We start from the raw sequence: 19,249 nt of genomic DNA, 5'->3' as shown, positions 1-19,249 counted from the left end.
CGCCTTCGTCTCTCATTCAGAATACGAGCGTTGGGAGTGTATGCCCCCTCCTTTCACGGGCCAGAGCAGATATACGAATAACTAGCTAGCACCAGTTACTTATCAGCGTGTAGTCGGGCCAGTTTGAGACGTGAGCAGGTCGAAGTCGAGTTGAATTGCTGCTGGCAGACACGCTGTGGCATCTCTCACGGATTGTGTCTGTTCGCCCGTCGTGAATAGAACGCTTTACCGCTGGTTCGCCATGAACGACACATGCCATCCACGATCCTCGCCGCGTTCGACGACTCGCCACAGGCGACCGCCGCATTGCGCCACGCGCTCTCGACGTACGACGACGCATCGATCCGCGTTCTGTACGTGAACGATCCGCGTCAGTGGGCCGGTTCGGACGGTATCGACGGCATCTTCTCCGCGGAAAAGGCCTTCGAACGGTCACAAGAGGCCGCCAATGAGATTATCGCAGCCGCGACGGAAATCGCCGCCGAATACGATGTGGAAATCACGACGGCGATAGAGGTCGGAACGGTCGCCGAGACGATCATCACCTATGCCGAGGATCACGATATCGATCACGTCGTCCTCGGCAGCCACGGCCGACGCGGGTTCCGGCGATTCCTGCTCGGAAGCGTCGCTCAACGGGTTGTCCGCCGGTCGCCTGGCTCAGTGACGGTCATTCGAGAACGAACGCCGACTGCCGAGTAGGAGCACAGTGGTCCCGGCTGGACGAACTCGTTCTCTGTGCCGCCACGACCAATCGAGTTCGAAACGCCGGGTAATCACGTCATTTCCGCCTGTCTTGTGGTGCTTGATCGAGCTATTATACACGCTGGGTGAGGCGCGCCGCGTTGTATACCGTAGACCGGGGCAGTATCAGGGACGCTGCTCACCGAGAGGGATGTGACGGTTCATTCGCCGGGTGTGGATCTTTGGCACTCGGAGTGGGAACTACGGCAATGGCAACTAGCACGTTGAGAACCGACGAAAGTGGCGTCGAGGCAATTGAGAGAGGAACGAGGGGCGAGCACACCGCGGACATCATCGTCCCCTCGGAGTGAGCATCGTGCCGACCGCAGCCGACCTCCTCGTCGCGTGCCTCGAGGCCGAGGGTGTCGAGTACGTCTACGGGTTGCCGGGCGAGGAGATCGAGGACCTCCTGTTTTCGCTGCGGGAGTCCTCGATCACGTTCGTGCCGACTCGCCACGAACAGGGCGCGGCGTTCATGGCGGACGTACACGGGCGGCTCACCGGCGAGGCGGGCGTCTGTCTCTCGACGCTTGGACCCGGTGCGACGAACCTCGTTACCGGCGTCGCTGACGCCCAACTCGACAAGAGCCCGGTCGTCGCGATCACCGGTCAGGGCGGCCGCGAGCGCCTCCACAAGGAGAGTCACCAGGCGCTCGACGTGGTCGACATCTTCGAGCCGATCGTCGAGTGGAACGCCCAGATCGCCGCGCCAGAGGTCGTCCCCGAGTCGATCCGCAAGGCGTTCAAACTCGCCGAGTACGAGAAGCCGGGCGCAACCCACCTCGAGTTCCCCGAGGACGTCGCCGGCGAACCCATCGACGCGAGCCCGATCCTCGCACGTAAACAGGTGCGCCGCCCGGACCCGGATACCGAATCGGCGGTCCGAGCGGCGAACGTGATCGAAGACGCCGAGCGCCCGATACTCCTCGCGGGCAACGGCGCGGTACGAACTCGCGCGTCGGATCGGCTGCGTGCGTTCGTCGATCGGCTGAGTATTCCGGTCGTCGCCACGTACATGGCAAAGGGGGCGATTTCAGACCGCGAGCCGGCCTCGCTACTAACCCTCGACTCCGGGCCGGACGATGAAGCAGCCAGCGCGATCGAGTTGGCAGACTGCGTCGTCACCGTGGGCTACGATATCGCCGAACACGATCCGGCGGCGTGGAACCCCAATCTCGAGACGGAGATCGTCCACGTCGATCACGAACCCGCCGAGGTGTACCGCCACTACAATCCCGACGTGGAGATCGTCGCGGACGTCGGTGCATCGCTCGAAGCGATCGGCGACCACCTCTCGGCGACGGCCTGTTCGCTGTGGTGTGCGGATCGCCACGACCGAATCCTCGAGGACGTTACCGCTCCCCCCGACTCGACCGATCCCGTTACCGTCACGAACGCGCTCCCACTGCTCCGTGAGGCTCTGGCCGACGAGGACGTGCTCATCTCCGATGTGGGCCACCACAAACTCGAGATCGCACAGAATTACCCGACCTACGAACCCAATACGTGCGTGATCTCGAACGGACTGGCCAGCATGGGCATCGCCGTCCCCGGGGCGCTCGCCGCCGACCTCGCCGTCGATACGAACGTGGTCGCGGGGACCGGCGACGGCGGCTTCCTGATGAACGCCGCGGAGATCGAGACCGCGACCCGACTCGGCTGCGAGTTCACGATCGTCGTCTTCACCGACGACGACTACGGACTCATCTCCACCCAGCAGATCGATCACCGCGGCGAGTACACGGGAACGTCGCTCACCAACCCCGACTTCGTGGCGTTCGCCGAGAGCTTCGGTATCGAAGCGCGCCGTCCCGAGACGTGGGACGAGGTCGAGCGCGCGTTCGCCGACGCGGTTCCGTCGGACGAGTTGACGCTGATCGAGTTGCGTTTGGATGTCTCCCGTTCGGAGTTGAGCGGCTGATCTCCGCTTCGGCTCACAAACCGAAGTAGACGACTTCGGTATACATTTTCGATACAGAAATGGGGAAGAAATATCATTACTATGAACGTCCGGAACTGTCTAGTTCTGGCTCTCCTCGGTCGGTATTTTTCCGTCGAACGCTCTCCCGACTGTCCGCACACGAGTTCTGGAAGCGGACGAGTCGCAATTTGAGGGTGCGAGACCGCTTTTCAGCTACGGTTTCGGTCAGCTTTGAGTGATGAACTCGAGTTCACCTCGCTACGATGGAACTCTCGGGAACGGCACGTTCGAACGGGAACTGATGAGCGGAGATGGCGGTGGCGTTGCTCCGGAAGAGTTCAGCGGGTGGCCGAGACCCGCGTACTGTTTCAGCGGGGAATTGGGAGTCCTTACTCGTACAGACGGCTGATCAGGTAGGCGGTTGCGCCCGTTGCAATCACGATAGGGAGCCACGAGACGTACGCTGTAACCGTCTGGTTCGAATCGAGTATCGCGTTAAGAGTGAAGTGACTCCACCCGAGCAGCATGAAGGCGGTCATCGATGCAAGGGTCACCTGGATGACGAGGGCTGCGAAGGGGATCTCCGGCCGCTTTTCCTCCGCGTGAGATTGCACGTCCGGCTGGTTGGTAGCCATGATTGTTTAAAAGAACGTGATACTAATATGCGTTGTCGTGTTGCAGGCCGTATGAGAACAGCCGCAAGCGTTTCAGTCCCGTTCCGTGATCGTGATCGTCGTTCCAATCTTGCTCTCGAGATTGTCGTCCGGCCGCTCGTCCCTAACGAACAGTGGGTGAACGTCGAATTGCCGGCTGAGCGCGACTCTGCGCCCGGCATCCGAACCGGCAGACCGAGACCGATCGCCGCGATCGCGGCTAAGGCGACAGATCCCGGTCGAAGTATTCGTGGTCACATTACGCCGAAGATAGCCGGATCGCCGGCAGCGAGCGATGCGGAGATCGTTCGATCGACTCCGTGTCTCGCACCCCGCTCTCCTCGGAGGACGAATCCGCGAGAAGACTGTGTCACCGTTCCGGCCCCGAACATCGTGCTTCCGAGTGGATTTCACGCCGTCGAACCCGGCGTCGGCCGCGCTCAGCAGCGGCCGCGAACCCCGCGATAGCATCCCTTCCCCGGCCCACCTGATTCTTCCCGGCGTATCTTTTTCACCGATTCGGGTGACTCACTACGTGCGATGCTCGAACTCTACCAAGCCGAGGACTGTCCGTACAGCGGGAACGTGCGCGAGAAACTGACGGAACTCGGGGCTTCGTACGTTACTCACAACCCGCGTACGGCGGATGGGCAACTTCGCAATCAACAGACGCTGGACGAGATGGAGAACATCGGCGGAGAGGACCAAATCCCGTTTCTGGTCGATCACCGACGGGGTACCGAAATATACGAGAGCGACGACATTATCGAATACCTCGACGAACACTACGACTAGCGAGCCAAACGCAGGCGCATCTCCCGCCGAACTCAATATCCATACTATCCGTTCGATATCGGTATATCGTGCTATTGTGGTCACCGTTCTGAACATAGCAAATTGTTACTATTTTCTCGCGAGTGACCAGATAATGTCCGACGCAAACGGACCGGCACGGCGATCGATTCTCCAGACCGGAGTCGCGATGAGTTCGCTCGCGATGGCGGGGTGTCTGAGCAGCCTCGGCAATAGCGGCGGGGAGCAATATACGGTCGGCTACGGCGAGTACGAGACGACCGTCGATTCGGCCGCGTTTCCCGGCGAACTCCAACTGTATTGCGTTCAGACTGGGTGGTCGAACTGGGACGCCGTCATGGAGGCCTTCGAGGAGGAATACGGCGTTTCCCTCTACGATGCACAGGGGTCGTCCGGCGAAGCGCTCGACGATATGCGAGCGAACGCCCAGAACCCGACGCACTCGGCGTACAACGGCGGGTATTCGTTCGGTCTCGAAGCCATGAACGACGACTTGACGACGGATTACAGACCGGCGAACTGGGACCAAGTCCCCGACGATCTCAAGACCGACAACGGTCACGTGACCGCGACGCGACAGATGACGACCGCGGTAACCTACCGGACGGACGTGTACGAGGAGCGGGGGCTGGAACCGCCGGAGACGTGGGAGGACCTCAAGCATCCCGATATCGCCAAGGACCTCGCGTTCACGCCGCCACACACGGCGAACGGGCAGGCGTCGGCGCTGTCGGTCAACAGCGCGTACGGTGGCGACTTGGACGATCTCGACCCGGTGATCGAGTACCACGAGGCGATCGCCGACCACGGGGCCGATTTCCGCCGAAACGTCGAGGGGCCGATGACCAGCGGCGAAATCTCGACGGTCGTCGAGTACGACTATACCGGCCTGAACCTGAAGTACAACAACGACGAGTTCGACGAGGATCAACTCGACGTCGCGATCCTCACGGGACCGGACGGCGAGCCGGGCGCGATGAACGTTCCGTACGGGTACGCGCTGCTTCGCAACGCCCCCAATCCCGCGGCGGCGAAACTGTTCATGGACTACGTGTTGACGCTCGACTGCCAGGAACTGTTCTTCGACGCCTACGTTCGGCCGATTCGAGCGGCCGAACTCGACCAGCCCGACGAGTTCCCTCCGCAGTCGGCCTACGAGGCGGCGCAGTTTACGGTCGATCAGGAAGAACTCGTCTCGAAGCAAGACGCGATTCAGTCGGAACTGGTCGACCGAACGCCGCTGCAGGGGGCCCAGTGAGATCGCAGTATGTCCGTCCCGGAATCGACGGCGGCGTCGGTGCGCCGAGTTCGAACGTTCGTGTCGACGACCGCCAGACCGACGACCGAGCGCGAGCGAGAGCGGCGGCGAATCGCGATCATGTGCCTGCCGTTTTTCGCGCTCGCGACGGTCGCGGGGTTCGTTCCGCTGGCGATGCTCGTTCGAATGAGCGTCGCAGCGGACGCGGTCTGGATCGAGGGCTGGTCGCTCGACGCGTGGCGGACGCTGCTGACGGAGCCGACGTATCGGCGGGTTGCGTGGAACACGGTCTGGTTCGTCGGACTGGCAACGATCGTCAGCGTCGTCCTCGGCGTCGCGGTCGCACACGCCCTCGAGAGATACGATCTCCCGTTCGAGCGTGCAGTTGTCGCGGCGGTGTCGTTTCCGATCGCACTGCCCGGAATTATCGTCGCGATCTTGGTCATCGCGATGCTCGGCCGACAGGGATTGGTGACGAACGCGATTGCGGCCGTCACCGGAACGAGCGCGATCGACCTCGCGAGTGCAACGGCCATTACCGGGCTGTTCCTCGGCTACGTCTACTCGCTCGTACCGCGAGCGACGATGGTGTTGCGGGGGACCTATGCCGAGGTCAACACGCAAGCCGAGGAAGCCGCTCGGTCGCTCGGCGCGAGCCGTTGGGAGACGTTCTATCACGTGACGCTGCCCGAAATCCGTCCCGGGATCGCCGCTGCAACGATCCTTACGTTTCGCTCCGGACTGGCGATCTTCGGCACGGTATTGCTCCTCCAGAGTCACCACGTCGTCACGCTGCAGATCCAGCGCGAGATCAGCGTCGGGACGTACAGACCCGACGTGGCAGCCGCAATCGGCCTCGTCTACGTCGTCTTCATCGTCGCGTTCACGTTCGTCGGGCTCCGGTTCGTCAGGACCGACACGGTGGCTATCTAATATGAGCGACGACGCGGAGCCACAGCGCAGGTCGCGATCCGACGCCGGCGTCGATCCGAACTCGCAGGCCGATGGCGGCAGCGTCGAGACGACGATCGAAGCGTGGGCACCGTCACGACCAGCGCTCTCGACCCGAGTCGGTCGGCCACTCGTTCTCGGGATCGTCACACTCGTCGTGCTCGTTCTCAGCGTCCCGGTCGTCGTGACGTTCGTGTCCTCGTTCGCGGAGACGGCAACGGGAATCCTTCCGCGAGGATTTGTAACCTTCGAGCATTGGCGCGACGTGCTCGGGTTGGGAGGCGATCAAATGGCCGTGATTCCGGGGCTCGCGTTCAGCCTCGCGATCGCGACCGGCGGGATGATGCTGAACGTCGTCATCGGCGTTCCGATCGCGTACGCGCTCACGCGATACGAGTTCTACGCTCGAGACTGGCTCAATACGCTCGCGATTGTACCCCTTGTTCCGGGCGTGGTTCTCGGACTCGCCTTCGTGCAGACGTATCCGAACCACGGCCGCTCCGCCCTGGGCCTGATCGCCGGCTACTGCTTGCTCAAATCACCGTACATGGTGCTGACGGTGCAGAGTTCATTTCAGTCGATGGACCTCGTTCGCTTAGAGGAGAGCGCTCGATCGCTCGGTGCCTCGTGGCCGCGGACGTTTCTCACGGTCATCGTTCCGCACGCGAAGCGGGGCATCCTCGCGGGCTGTATCATCACCTGGACGCTCGCGGCCGCGGAGTTCAATTTCACGTTCATGGTGGTAAGCGGTAGTCCGGATCCGTTTGCGGTCTTCCTCTACCGCAATACCTCGAATGCGACGTATATGCAGCAGGCGGCGGCGGTTTCGGTGTACTTCCTGCTCGTCGTCTCCGCGATCGCCGTTCTCCAGCTAATCGGCAACCGAGGATTCACAACTATTCGAGACCAATGAGACGCACGAATACCAGTAGCCGACGTTTCAACCGAACCGTTCACCGACCGTTTTCGGACCCCGACCGCGTCGCCGGTGAGACCGTATGAGCGAAGTCACGCTCGAGTCGCTGACCAAACGGTACGGCGACGAGTTGGCCGTCGACGGCATCGACCTGACGATTCGCGACGGCGAGATCCTCGGGATCGTCGGCCCGTCGGGCTGCGGGAAGACGACGACGTTACGGACCATCGCGGGCTTCGAGACGCCGACACACGGCCGAGTTCGCTTCGACGGCGTCGATGTCACACACGTCCCGCCGGAAGAGCGACACGTCGGCCTCGTGTTCCAGTCGTACGCGCTCTTCGATACCATGACCGTTCGCGAAAACGTCGCGTTCGGACTGAAAATGCGCGACGTTCCCCGGCGCGAGCGCCGCGAGAGAGCGGGTGCGTTGCTCGAGATGCTCGATATTTCCGCGCTGGCTGATCGCCGGCCGACGACGCTATCAGGCGGGCAACAGCAACGCGTCGGGCTTGCTCGAGCACTCGCGATCGAACCCCACGTCCTCTTGCTCGACGAGCCGATGACCGGGCTCGACGCGGCGCTCAAGACACGGCTCCGAACGGCGATCCGCGACCTCCTTTCCGACCTCGGCGTCACCGCGATCTACGTGACCCACGACCAGGAGGAAGCGATGGCGATGTGCGATCGGATCGCCGTGTTGAACGCGGGAACCGTCGAACAGGTTGGGACGCCGTCGGCGATCTACCGCCGCCCCGCAAACGCCTTCGTTGCGAACTTCATCGGAAACTCGACCCTGCTCACTGGGGTTGCCGCAGACGGTCGCGTCGATCTCGGGTTCGCCGAACTCGAGGTCGCGGCCGCGACGGACGGTACAGTTACGGTCGCAGTACGGCCCGAGGCGTTCGAGTTCGAGCGCGAGGGGCCGATCAACGCGGAGGTGACGAGCGCGACGTACCTCGGCGATCGAACGCAACTGACTGCGACGCTCCCGGACGAAACGACGGTGGCGTTGCACGCTGATGCCGCCGAAACATACCGGACCGGAGAGACGGTCTCGCTCTCGATCGACGATACCAGCGTTCACGTTCTCGAGTGATCTCTGAGTCGGTTTCCGCGGTTTCCCTTACGCTTCACCCTCGATCCCCATCTCGCGCTCGAACTGCGCGAAGAACTCGGTCATAAACTGCCAGCGTGACCGTCCGAGTGACCGGCCGGGCGACGTGTGCAATCGATCTAGCCGTTCTCTTGCCCACTCCCGAAGGAGCGTTACGTCCGGACAGTCCGGCCTCTCCAGTTCCGAAACCGACGCGTTCTCGATCACCGCGTATCGTTCGCCCGCTCTCCCCGATCTCTCGCCGACGATACAGGCCAACCGCACGAGACCGCGCGCGCCAGCCGCTTCCAACTTGTCCGCATCGAAGAGCAGTTTCGCTTCGAGCGTCTCCGGCGTCGGTGAACTCACTCGAATGCTGTGGGTGCGGATACAGTGCGTGATCGCCTCGATGCGCTCGGCCGAGACCGCTTCGGTTCCGAGACGCGCTGCCGCCTCCGTTGCGGCCCACTCGTCGTGATCGTCGATCTCACCCGTCCGTTCGAGCGGGCGACCGATATCGTGTAACCACGCCGCCGCGGCAAGGACCGCCCTGTCGACGGGTTCCTCGCATTCGTCTGCTAACCGCAGCGAAAGAGTTCGAACTCGATTGGCGTGGTACCGGTCGTGCGCCGGTAGCGCCGATTCGTAGTAGGGCAACGACAACTCTCGAGCGAGCGGAACCAATTCCTGCGCCATGGCTTGCATAAGCAGTCACCGCCTAGATACTATAGTGATTATGAAACGCTCAAGCAGCGGTCTGAAACGGACCTCGCTCGGCACAGATTTTCCGGAGAATGTCACGAGCAGCAGTCCACCGTTCGAGAATCAGGTGTCACGGACGAAAGTGACGGGACACGGCGCGTTCAGCAGCACCGTCTGGACCGTACTCCCGAGGATGGCCTTGCTGGACGGCGACCGTCGGTGTCCGCCGACAACGACGCGGTCGGCGTCAACGTCTTCGGCAATCGCAACGATTCCGTCGCCCTTCTTCCGCGTTGCAGCCCGGGTCTCATACTGAATCTCGTCCGACAGTTGGTCTCTCATATCACGAACCACGGACATTTGGTCGGCCAACTCATTCGGATCGACGCGACCTGTCTCATGATCGAGTACGTGTTCGACCGTTTCCTTGTAGGACTTCAGATCGAAAATATGGACGAAGACGACGCGAGCGTCGGTCGGACGCGCCAGTTCTTCGACGGCGTCAACGAGCGTCTCGCTTCTGGAACTATCGGCTTCACCAACTCCGAGAACGATGGTATCGAGGGTCGGATTCATCGACGCTACACCCATTTGCCTAGCCACGGGACGGCGGATGCAAATGCCTTTTCATATATTTACTCTATTTCGAGTATCTATCGTCAGCCGGAGTGGCGTATCGATACCCTTCTCCCAATACCGACAGTTCGGATCGGCACCACTAATAGCACTGTTCTCATAGATCCGCACGAGAACAAGCCGGACAGTTGGACGCTTTCAGAACTCGATCAGCATGAGGGAATTCATTGTCGCCATCGTTGCCGGAATCGTGCAGGGAATCGTCGAGTGGCTCCCCGTTTCGAGCCAGGGAAATCTGGCGCTGGTCCTGACGCTGATGGATGTCGATCCCGATACGGCGCTCCAACTCGCACTCTTCTTCCAGCTCGGGACGACGGTTTCCGCAGCCAGTTATTATCGTGACGATCTCGAAACTGCGTTCCACTCTCTCTCGGGGTGGCGTCCCGACGCCGCCTACCGCGGGGACAATGCGATTACGTCCTATCTCGGTATCGCATGTCTGATGACTGGCATCGTCGGAATCCCGCTTTATCTCTTTGCCGTTGATCTCGCGGGCCAACTTACCGGCGGTGCCTTCATTACGATCATCGGTGTCCTTCTCCTCCTTACGGGGGGTATCCAGTACACTTCGGAGTCCGTCTCGATGGGAGTTCGCGAGACCCCGACGCTACGCGACTCGCTACTGGTCGGTGCCGTTCAGGGCGTTGCTATCCTTCCCGGAATTTCCCGCTCTGGGGTGACGACCAGTGCCCTTCTGTTCCGACGCTACAACCCCTCGGACGCGTTTCGGCTTTCCTTTCTCCTTTCGATTCCGGCCAGTCTCGGCGGGGCAGCACTCACCGTTGCCGGCGCCGGTGGTCTCCCTGGAATCAGTCCCGCCGCAGCGGCGACAGCGCTCCTCGTCAGCGCAGGCGTCGGATACGTTATGATCGATGCACTCGTTCGCGTCGTCGACCGCATTTCCTTTTCGACTGTTTGCTTCGGATTGGGTGGACTCGCTATCGTCGGTGGCGGTGCCGTTTCGATACTCGTGTGACCTACTCACCCTCCTCGTTCGCGATCGCTACTCGAGAGTAGCGTGAGTCCTTCGTCTCACGGCCCATGCGAACGGCGGTAAAACTGCCGTGAGCGGACGAGATTCCTGGTTCCACGGCGTTGTCTGATTGCATCTGATAGTCCGCCGGACGACATCCGGCGAACGCGCTTTGCAGGAACCGACGTGGTTCCTGTAGGGAGCGCAGTCTCCGCAGACGTTCGAAACGCAACGGTGATTTTCGCAGTCGCTTGGAGAGTTCTGCTCTCCGTGATCGGCGACGATGGATTCGCCTACCCTCCGAATCGGTCCTCCCGAGAGGGAATACTGTTGTGAAGCGCTTTCAATACTGATGGTAGATGTATAGAATTAGTATGGCTAGTGGATCGATGGGAGAGATCCGGAAGATAGATTCTTCGCGGATGATTTAGTGAACAATTCCAGATTTTATTTTCTCACATCTACCGGGCATTTATCGATACAAAACGCAACTCTCTACCCTCAAATAATTCCCTCACTACATAGTGGCCGCTATTAATTCTCTATATCCACAACTCTTCGATCTTTGGTGACTTGTACATACTGTACTTTTCCACTGGCGGTGAACCAGTCGATGGGCCCCTCACTGCGGGTTCATCTTTCCCTCGGCTCTACTGAATCCCAACGGCGTTGAGTTGACGGTCATTGTCTAGTGTGCCCCGAATCAATCTCGACTATGTGTGTTGCTCCGTTCGTACAGTTCCACTTTTCACACGTTTTCGTCCCGGTTAGTTCGCTCTCACCCCCGAGGACGGTATTTAGAACTACTCGTACGATTTTGTGACCGACGGCAATCGTTTCTTTATTTGCCGTTTTAACAAACGGTCCCCACATGCCGATAAATTCGAACTCATCGCTCCCCTCAATTCTCTCTCTGAATTCAGGACACGGATCAGAACACCGTTCTTGAGTTGAGATACGGAGTGGGAAATCAAATCCGTTCCCGTTTATCTGAATTTGGACCATCGTGGTTGACCCCTTGCCTCACACGATTCGTTGATTCATCGCACTAACAATTATTCGTTTTGAATATATCTTACTGATAACATCGTTCCACTCCCTCGCTATCCCCTTCTTATCGGATTATTTGGATTATTGCTAAAGATTCAATAGAACCGAACGCCTGAGAGCGAATGATATGGAGTTGCCGCGCCTCGATCACGTGGGTGTTGTTGTCGATGACCTTAACGCGACGGTCGCCTTCTTCCTCGATCTGGGATTCGAGCGCGAGGGCGGCGAGTTGGTCGAGGGCGAGTGGGTGGATAAGGTCGTCGGACTCGACGGCGTCCGAGCGGAGATCGTGATGGTGTGGACGCCGGACGGCAGCGACGCGCTAGAACTCATCAAGTTCCATGCGCCGGCTGACAACGAGGGTTCGCATCCCTTACCGGCGAACCGGCGGGGCATCCGCCACATTGCTATCGCGGTCGGTGACCTCAACGCGATCGTCGACGAACTGCGAGACAAAGGCTTCGACACGGTCGGCGAGATCCGTGATTTCGAGGACACCTATCGGCTCTGCTACGTCCGCGGTCCTGAAGGATTGATCGTCGAACTCGCCGAGCAGATCGACTCCGAGGGAGCGAGCTAGGCGGCCGTACGGCTCTCCGACTTCCATATCTGGCCGCGACGAGCGGCGATATCACGGACGAGGATCCCTCGTTCAACGCCATCGGCGGCGCCCGTCTCGGCTACATTCGGCCGTACGCCGTCGATCGATCACTACAATCAGCGAGCCCTCGTCGAGTCGGTCAACTCAGCGATCAAGCTCTCAATCCGCGAAACAATCGACGCTAGCGGCTGTTTTCGTCAGTTCCGCGACCTCGCCCCCCCGTCGTCTTCGTCTACAACAGCAACTGGGCGATTCAGCGTTGAATCCCGTCCCCGTCTTGGGATTCAGTAGAGCCCTTTCCCTCCGAATCGAAGCCGAGTTCGGCGTTCGTGAACTCGTCCTGAAGTGTGTCCTCTCCTCGGCTAGCAAGCAGTATGCTATGGCCGCCACTGTAAGTCAGTGTACACCTGATTACACGACGGCTATGATATCAGTTTGAGAACAATCCCAGTCGGGACTAGAGTGAACTCCGGGGTCATGACTTGTCCCGATCAACGAACGGGAGTCGCCATGACGGGTCGTGTGCACGTGCTTCCGTGGTCCCTGGAAGGTTCGATGGCTTCCTTCGTCGGAGGGCGATCGTCAGCGACGATACTCCTGTAACGACTTACCAGGGGCGGCCGTCGGTCGTCGGATCGATCGTCTCGATCAGCGACAGTGTCCAGCGCTGCTGATCCCCACCGTTCCACGACCACTGGACGATATCGGCCCCATCGGCCATCGACGCATCGGCGACGTCGATGACGGCACCGCTGTTGTGGTTCTCGATTCGGACGGTCCCGTCGTCGTTTTCGATAAACCGCCATTTTTGCATCGTGCCGGTCCACCACGCCCACTGGGTGAGTCGCTCGCCATCGTCGAGCGATCCGTCCGGCACATCGAGGGCCTTCCAACTGTTTTGGTTCATCAGGCGGTACTCTCCCCCGCCGACGTGCTCGACCCACCAGTGCTGGTGTGCCCCACCGTCGTATGCCGACTGCTCGATAGTGTCGCCATCGTCGGTGCCGGCAGCGGTGACTGCCATCGGTTTCCCACTGTTGACGTTCTCGATCCGGTAGATTCCATTCGGGACTGCGCCCGCACCTGAATCGCCAGCGTTCGGCAACGGTGACTGCAGACTCGGCGTCTTATCGCCACCGATGATCGGCCACCCATCGTCGGTCCACTCGAGGCGGTCGAGGAAGAACTGGCGAGCGGGGACGCCGTCGATGAACTCGGCGTCGTCTCGGTCGTAGGCGTGGTAGACGAACCAGTAGTCGCCGGCGTCATCGACCGTCACGTCGCCGTGTCCCGGGGCGGGAAACCGATCGTTTCCGGTGAGTTGTGCGATGCCGGCGTTGTGCTCGTCGTAGGTTCGCAGATCCGTTCCGGACGGGTCGATGTACGGACCGAAGAAATCCGGTGATCGACCGACTTCGACCTCGTAGGTGCTGTCGTACCCGCCACAGCACGTCCCCGTTGCGACGAACAGGTACCAGTAGCCGTCGCGATAGAACACGGTGGAGCCCTCGTAGGCCTCTCCAGCGACTTGCTGTCGTGTTGCCGGCTTCCAGTCCCGAAGGTCGGCCGTGAGCTCCGCCACGAAGATCCCCTGGAAGCTTCCCCAGAACAGGTACGGGGTTCCACCGTACTCGACGAAGTAGCCGTCGATGGTGCCACCACCCGTCTCCTCGTCACCGAGAACCTGGCCGTAGTCAGTAAACGGCCCATCTGGTGTGTCGGACTTCGCGAGCCCGATCCCGAACTCGCCGCTCTCCCAGGGTCGGGGTTCCAGCGAGTAAAACATCACCCACTCGCCGTCGTCGTAGTGGATGTCCGGGGCCCACACCGAACCGTACGTCCAGCCGGGTCGCGAGTCGAAGGCTTCCCCGACGTACGTCCAGTCGTGAAGGTCGTCCGAGCGCAGTATCGGTACCAATAGCTCTTCCGAGTCATCCGCCCCGTCGTCGCGATCCATGTTCGTGCCGTAGGCCCACCACGTTCCGCTTTCGTCTCGATGGATCGTCGGATCGGGGAAGTGCTGCCCGTACAGTTCATTGTGATAGTGCGTCGAGCTATCTGGTGATGCCTCGACGGCGTCGCTCGCTCCGCTTACGCCGAGCGTACCGAGTGCACCGGCACCGAGCGTCTGCAGTACTGTTCGTCTATTCGGATCTCTTCGGTTGTTATTATCAGCCATCCGAATCTGTAATCCAGAAATATAGTTAATAATCTTTCGTTGATGCGTCCGGATCGGCTATCGACGTGCGTCCGAGTTCACGCCAGAAACCGTCCACCGCTGGCTATCGGCACCGGTCCACGGCCGCTGGAGCACGTTCGCGCCGTCGTCGTTCGATCCGCTCGCCGTATCGGCAACCAGTCCGCTGTTGACGTTCTCTAGCCGATACGTATCGTCGCCGTTTTCGACGAAGAACCATCGTTGCGTCGGGTGGCCGTTCGACGGCCACTGCTGGATGTTTCCACCGGTGGTCGTATCGGCGCCGGCGACCTCGAGCAGTTGGTCGCTGTTGACGTTCTCTAACGCGTACTCTTCGTTTCCCCAGTCGTGAACGCGCCACTGCTGGCACGGGTGTCCGGTGTCCGGGTGGTGCCGAACGTTCGCGCCGTCGCTCGTGCTGGCGTCTGCCACCTCCAGGAGAGATCCGGTCTCGACGTTCGCGACGCGGTATGTCCCCGCCGCAAGCGGACCCGTCGTCGCACACTCGTCGCCGGATCGAGATCGCGGGTGTTGGGCGGTCGGCGTTCCGTCACACCCGAGTACCGGCCAGCCGTCGTTGTCCCACCTGATCCGATCGGCTAGCATGATCCGGTTCCACGTCCCGTCGACGTACTCCGGCTCCCGTCGATCGTAGGCGTGGTACAGGAGCCACAGGCCGTCGGTATCGTCGCGGACCGCCGTATTGTGGCCGGGGCCGGGGAACCGACTGTTGCCGCTCACGATGGCTACTCCGCTGTTGTGATCGTTCAGGGTTCGCAAGTCCGTCCCGTTCTGGTTGGTGTACGGCCCGAGGACGTTCGTCGATCGGCCGACCTCTATCTCGTAGGTGCTGTCGTAGCCTTCACAGCAGTAGCCGGTCGAGTAAAACAGGTAGTAGTAGCCGTTCGCTTCGACGATCTTCGCCGCCTCGCGATTATCGCCCGCGAGGTGGGCCGTCGTCCCGTTCACGTAATCCGTTCCGTCCGGCGTCAGCTCGACGCCGTAGATTCCGTAGAAACTCCCCCAGACCATGTACGGGGTTCCGTCGACGACGAAAAAGTCCGAGTCGATGGCGTTCGTCATCGACAACTCGTCCTCCCGGAACACCGGTCCCTGATCGGTGAACGGCCCCTCGGGCGTTGTCGCCGTCGCCAAACCGATTCCCGGATTGTCGCTACTCCCCCACGTCGAGTAGGAGTAGTACAGGTAGTACTGGCCGTTGTAGTAGTTGATGTCCGGGGCCCACAGCGACGCATCGTCGTCGCGCCAGTCCGGATACCTTTCGAAGGCTTCCCCGACGTACGTCCAGTCGTGGAGATCCGCCGATTTCACGATCGGAACCATCTCCTCCTGATCCTCGCCGTCTTTCTCCATGTTCGATGCGTACGCGTAGTACATATCATCGACGCGGACCACGGTCGGGTCAGGAAACACGCGATCGGCATAGACTGGGTTGTGATAGTGATCCCCGTCGTTGTCTGCCCTCGCTGTACGCGTTCCTCCACCCGGATATCCGAGTGCACCGACTGCTCCTGCACCGATCGCCGCGAGAACGTTGCGTCGTTTGTGGCTATTGCTATTATGCACCATGCGACCATCATTATTCCGACTATTTATATAAATATGTGTGCCCGTCAGTTTTCGCGTCCGTAACCGATCCGACAAACGACGCCATTATCGCCATCAGCGGTGCCGGCTCGCGCTCGGCCGAGTTCAGTTGCGTTCGGTGGCCACGGTCGGTGCACAATCACACGCTGTACGCCGACGTATACCGAACGAGTTTCGCTATAATAGAATAGAGTTCTCCAAAGAAGAATACAGGGTGAGGCGTCGTATCGAACTCGACCGCGAATAGTCACTCGCTCGTTCCGCGGGGCGGTTCGCCCGGGGTATTGCGTCGAGACGCGGTAGTGTCGCGTTTCAGTTGCAGCGTCCGTGCTCTGGGGACGATGTTGCCAGCTAGTCCGGCCGATGTGGATTACAGATGTACCTTTGTAATATACACTCACTTTCTTGGATGAACTCGCCTCAGATCCCGATTTCCAGTCCCGCATAAGGACGGACCACCGTTCTCCATCCAGCTAGCTTCATTCTGTTATATAGAATCTTGTTTCCGAAGAATGAACACAGATGTCACCGTGCACCGCTTCGATTTTCCGATTCGGACCTGTCTATCCAAGCCAGTTCCGAGCCGTCGTCGCGAGTGGGCGACGGAACGCCCGGCGGCGAGTTCCGCCCGAATCACGCAATCCCACAGAACTATAACGTCCGATGAACGTATTGGGAACCATGCGCGGACTTGCCAAGACCAGCCGAAGTCAGGGAGCGATGGAACTCGTCGATCTCGAACGTCCGACACCCGAACCGGACGAAGCACTGATCGAAGTCGACTATGCGGGTCTGTGCGGAAGCGACGCAGGAATCTACGAGTTCGAGTCGGCGTTCGAACGGATGGAGCTCCCGACCGTTATCGGGCACGAGTACACCGGTCGGGTTATCGAGGCCGGCGACGACGTGACGAACTTTGCGGTCGGCGATCGAGTCGTCGAGCGCCCGATTCGGGGCTGCGGCGAGTGTTATCAGTGCCAGATCGGCGAGGAGAACGTCTGCCAGAACGCGGTTATCACGGGCGTCGACCACGACGGGGCGTACGCGGGCCACGTTTCCGTTCCCGAGACGGCGCTCCATCCCGTTCCCGACGACGTCGAGCCGAAACACGCCGCGCTCGTCGAACCGACGAGTATCGGTGCGCGTGCGGTCATCGAGAACTCCCGCGTGAGCCCCGGCGACCGCGTTATGGTCGCCGGACCGGGTCCGATCGGGCAGCTTACGGCCCAGATCGCGCGGGCTCAGGGCGGCGAGGTCGTCCTCGCCGGCGTCGGTCAGGACGCCGAGTATCGTCTCCCGCTGGCCGAGGAACTCGGCTTCGAGACGATCAACATCGAGGACGACGATCTCGACGCGCGCCGAGACGAACTCACCGACGGCGTCGGCTACGACGTGGTCTTCGATACGACCGGCCATCCGTCCGGATTACCGATGGCGGTTGAGGAGGTCCGGAAGGGCGGGCAGATCGTCCTCGTCGGCCAGACCGGCGAGACGACGATGCCGTACTCGCCGCTCGTCCGTGCGGAGATCGACCTGCAGTGCTCGTACGCGTCGATGTACGAGGACTTCGAACGGTCGCTCCGGCTGATCGCGTCCGGCGACGTCGACCACGCGACCTTCCTCGACGATCGGTTTAGCCTGCTCGAAGCCGACGAGGCGTTCGAAACGTTCCTCGCCGGCGGGACCTGCAAACCCGTCTTCGACGCGTCGGTACTGCGGGATTGATTGCGGGCTCTCGATATCCCTCTTCTCGCCGTTGCCGTTGTCGGCGCAGCTCTCGCTTGCTCGCCAGCCACAGCGCCTCGCCGATCGGCTCGGTGGACAGGCGGAAGTTTTAGTAGCGGCTGTCGTAATTCACGAACGTCGATGGACTACAGACAGCTGTCAGACCCGAACGCAGAGTATACGATGCGCGACCTCTCCGCGGAGACGATGGGGCTTTCCGCCTCCCGCGGGCCGCGCGACGTCGAGATCACCGACGTCCAGACGACGGTCGTCGAGGGGAACTACCCTTGGACGCTGGTCCGCGTCTACACCGACGCCGGACTCGTCGGGAACGGCGAATCCTACTGGGGAGCCGGCGAACAGGAAATCATCGAGCGCGTCGCCCCGTTCATCGAGGGCGAGAACCCGCTCGATATCGACCGGCTCTACGAGCACCTGGTCCAGAAGCTTTCCGGAGAGGGATCGATCTCCGGGAAAGCGATCTCGGCGATCTCCGGAATCGAACTCGCCTTGCACGACGTTGCCGGAAAGATACTCGAGGTGCCGGCCTACCAGTTGCTCGGCGGTAAGTACCGCGACGAAATGCGGATCTACTGCGACTGCCACACCGAAGAGGAGGCAGACCCCGATGCTTGCGCCGACGAAGCCGAGCGCGTCGTCGAGGAGCTGGGATACGACGCACTGAAGTTCGACCTCGACGTGCCAAGCGGTCACGAGAGGGATCGTGCGAACCGCCATCTCCGCGGCCCGGAGATCGAGCACAAGGCGGAAATCGTCGAGAAAGTCACCGAGCGAGTGGGCGACCGCGCCGACGCCGCGTTCGATTGTCACTGGTCGTTCAGCACCGGTAGCGCGCACCGCCTGGCCGAACGTCTCGAGGAATACGATGTCTGGTGGCTCGAAGACCCGGTTCCGCCGGAGAACCACGATGTACAGCGCGAGGTCACCCAGCGGACAACGACGCCGATTACTGCCGGCGAGAACGTCTACCGCGATCACGGCCAGCGCCGGCTCCTCCAGGAGCAAGCCGTCGACATCATCGCACCCGACGTTCCCCGCGTCGGCGGGATGCGCCAGTCGCGGAAAATCGCGGATCTGGCGGACCTCTACTACATCCCGGTCGCGATGCACAACGTCTCCTCACCGATCGGCACGATGGCAAGCATCCACGTCGGTGCCGCCATTCCGAACGCACTTGCCGTCGAATACCACTCCTACGAACTCGGCTGGTGGAGCGACCTCGTCGAGGAGGACATCATCCACGAAGGCTACGCCGAGGTACCCGAAAAACCGGGACTCGGCGTCACGCTCGACCTCGATGCCGTCTCCGACCACCTGGCGGAGGGCGAAACGCTGTTCGACGAGGCCTGACGGCTTTGTGACCCGAGAGCAGTATCCCACACGT

General features: G+C 61.0%; 16 protein-coding genes. 11 read left to right on the top strand and 5 right to left on the bottom strand.

The window, feature by feature from the left end; translation table 11 throughout:
* Nucleotides 1–252 precede the first annotated feature (252 nt).
* Together C481_RS01070 and C481_RS01065 are read left to right on the top strand one after the other, a co-directional pair.
* Nucleotides 253–702 (top strand): universal stress protein, encoded by a 450-nt coding sequence (locus C481_RS01070; protein WP_006106892.1) that lies wholly within the window; start codon nt 253–255, stop codon nt 700–702.
* A 358-nt stretch (nt 703–1,060) separates the two neighbouring features.
* Nucleotides 1,061–2,665 (top strand): acetolactate synthase large subunit, encoded by a 1,605-nt coding sequence (locus tag C481_RS01065; RefSeq protein ID WP_049904319.1) that lies wholly within the window; start codon nt 1,061–1,063, stop codon nt 2,663–2,665.
* 389 nt (nt 2,666–3,054) lie between these two features.
* Here the strand turns inward: C481_RS01065 and C481_RS01060 are convergent, their stop codons facing one another.
* Complete coding sequence (locus tag C481_RS01060) at nt 3,055–3,300, bottom strand: hypothetical protein (protein ID WP_006106890.1); 246 nt, start codon at nt 3,298–3,300, stop codon at nt 3,055–3,057.
* A 558-nt stretch (nt 3,301–3,858) separates the two neighbouring features.
* On the opposite strand from C481_RS01060, the gene C481_RS01050 reads away from it, so the two are divergent.
* The 5 genes from C481_RS01050 to C481_RS01030 all read left to right on the top strand — a co-directional run bounded on the left by C481_RS01050 (nt 3,859) and on the right by C481_RS01030 (nt 8,355).
* Nucleotides 3,859–4,113: a glutathione S-transferase N-terminal domain-containing protein gene (locus C481_RS01050; RefSeq protein WP_006106888.1), complete on the top strand. Its 255-nt coding sequence runs from the start codon at nt 3,859–3,861 to the stop codon at nt 4,111–4,113.
* Between the two features lie 133 nt (nt 4,114–4,246).
* Nucleotides 4,247–5,389, top strand: a complete 1,143-nt coding sequence (locus C481_RS01045) for an extracellular solute-binding protein (RefSeq protein WP_006106887.1) — start codon at nt 4,247–4,249, stop codon at nt 5,387–5,389.
* A gap of 9 nt (nt 5,390–5,398) precedes the next feature.
* Complete coding sequence (locus C481_RS01040; protein ID WP_006106886.1) at nt 5,399–6,322, top strand: ABC transporter permease; 924 nt, start codon at nt 5,399–5,401, stop codon at nt 6,320–6,322.
* Between the two features lies 1 nt (nt 6,323).
* On the top strand, nt 6,324–7,253 hold the full coding sequence (locus tag C481_RS01035; RefSeq protein ID WP_006106885.1) for an ABC transporter permease: 930 nt from the start codon (nt 6,324–6,326) through the stop codon (nt 7,251–7,253).
* A gap of 85 nt (nt 7,254–7,338) precedes the next feature.
* Entirely contained in the window at nt 7,339–8,355 is a 1,017-nt protein-coding gene (locus C481_RS01030) for an ABC transporter ATP-binding protein (RefSeq protein ID WP_006106884.1), read from the top strand.
* A 27-nt stretch (nt 8,356–8,382) separates the two neighbouring features.
* Here the strand turns inward: C481_RS01030 and C481_RS01025 are convergent, their stop codons facing one another.
* Nucleotides 8,383–9,048 (bottom strand): HD domain-containing protein, encoded by a 666-nt coding sequence (locus tag C481_RS01025; protein ID WP_049904286.1) that lies wholly within the window; start codon nt 9,046–9,048, stop codon nt 8,383–8,385.
* Nucleotides 9,049–9,177: 129 nt separating this feature from the next.
* Nucleotides 9,178–9,645 (bottom strand): universal stress protein, encoded by a 468-nt coding sequence (locus C481_RS01020; RefSeq protein WP_049904285.1) that lies wholly within the window; start codon nt 9,643–9,645, stop codon nt 9,178–9,180.
* A 199-nt stretch (nt 9,646–9,844) separates the two neighbouring features.
* On the opposite strand from C481_RS01020, the gene C481_RS01015 reads away from it, so the two are divergent.
* A complete protein-coding gene (locus C481_RS01015; protein WP_006106881.1) occupies nt 9,845–10,666 on the top strand; it encodes an undecaprenyl-diphosphate phosphatase in 822 nt (273 codons plus the stop codon).
* Between the two features lie 1,174 nt (nt 10,667–11,840).
* Nucleotides 11,841–12,293, top strand: coding sequence for a VOC family protein (locus tag C481_RS01010; RefSeq protein ID WP_006106880.1), 453 nt, complete (start codon nt 11,841–11,843; stop codon nt 12,291–12,293).
* Nucleotides 12,294–12,921: 628 nt separating this feature from the next.
* Here C481_RS01010 and C481_RS01005 read toward each other — a convergent pair.
* Nucleotides 12,922–14,493: a family 43 glycosylhydrolase gene (locus C481_RS01005; protein WP_006106879.1), complete on the bottom strand. Its 1,572-nt coding sequence runs from the start codon at nt 14,491–14,493 to the stop codon at nt 12,922–12,924.
* A 57-nt stretch (nt 14,494–14,550) separates the two neighbouring features.
* On the bottom strand, nt 14,551–16,101 hold the full coding sequence (locus tag C481_RS01000; protein ID WP_049904283.1) for a family 43 glycosylhydrolase: 1,551 nt from the start codon (nt 16,099–16,101) through the stop codon (nt 14,551–14,553).
* A gap of 699 nt (nt 16,102–16,800) precedes the next feature.
* Between C481_RS01000 and C481_RS00995 the strand changes: the two genes are divergently transcribed.
* Nucleotides 16,801–17,844 carry a zinc-dependent alcohol dehydrogenase gene (locus tag C481_RS00995; RefSeq protein ID WP_006106877.1) on the top strand — a complete coding sequence of 348 codons (1,044 nt, stop codon included), beginning with the start codon at nt 16,801–16,803 and terminating at the stop codon, nt 17,842–17,844.
* Nucleotides 17,845–17,985: 141 nt separating this feature from the next.
* Nucleotides 17,986–19,215 carry a mandelate racemase/muconate lactonizing enzyme family protein gene (locus tag C481_RS00990; RefSeq protein WP_006106876.1) on the top strand — a complete coding sequence of 410 codons (1,230 nt, stop codon included), beginning with the start codon at nt 17,986–17,988 and terminating at the stop codon, nt 19,213–19,215.
* Nucleotides 19,216–19,249 lie beyond the last annotated feature (34 nt).

The sequence above is a fragment of the Natrialba asiatica DSM 12278 genome, from assembly GCF_000337555.1.
In the GTDB taxonomy this organism is placed as follows: domain Archaea; phylum Halobacteriota; class Halobacteria; order Halobacteriales; family Natrialbaceae; genus Natrialba; species Natrialba asiatica.
The sequence above is the reverse complement of the archived record's forward strand: the minus strand, read 5'-3'. Positions and strand labels throughout refer to the sequence as shown.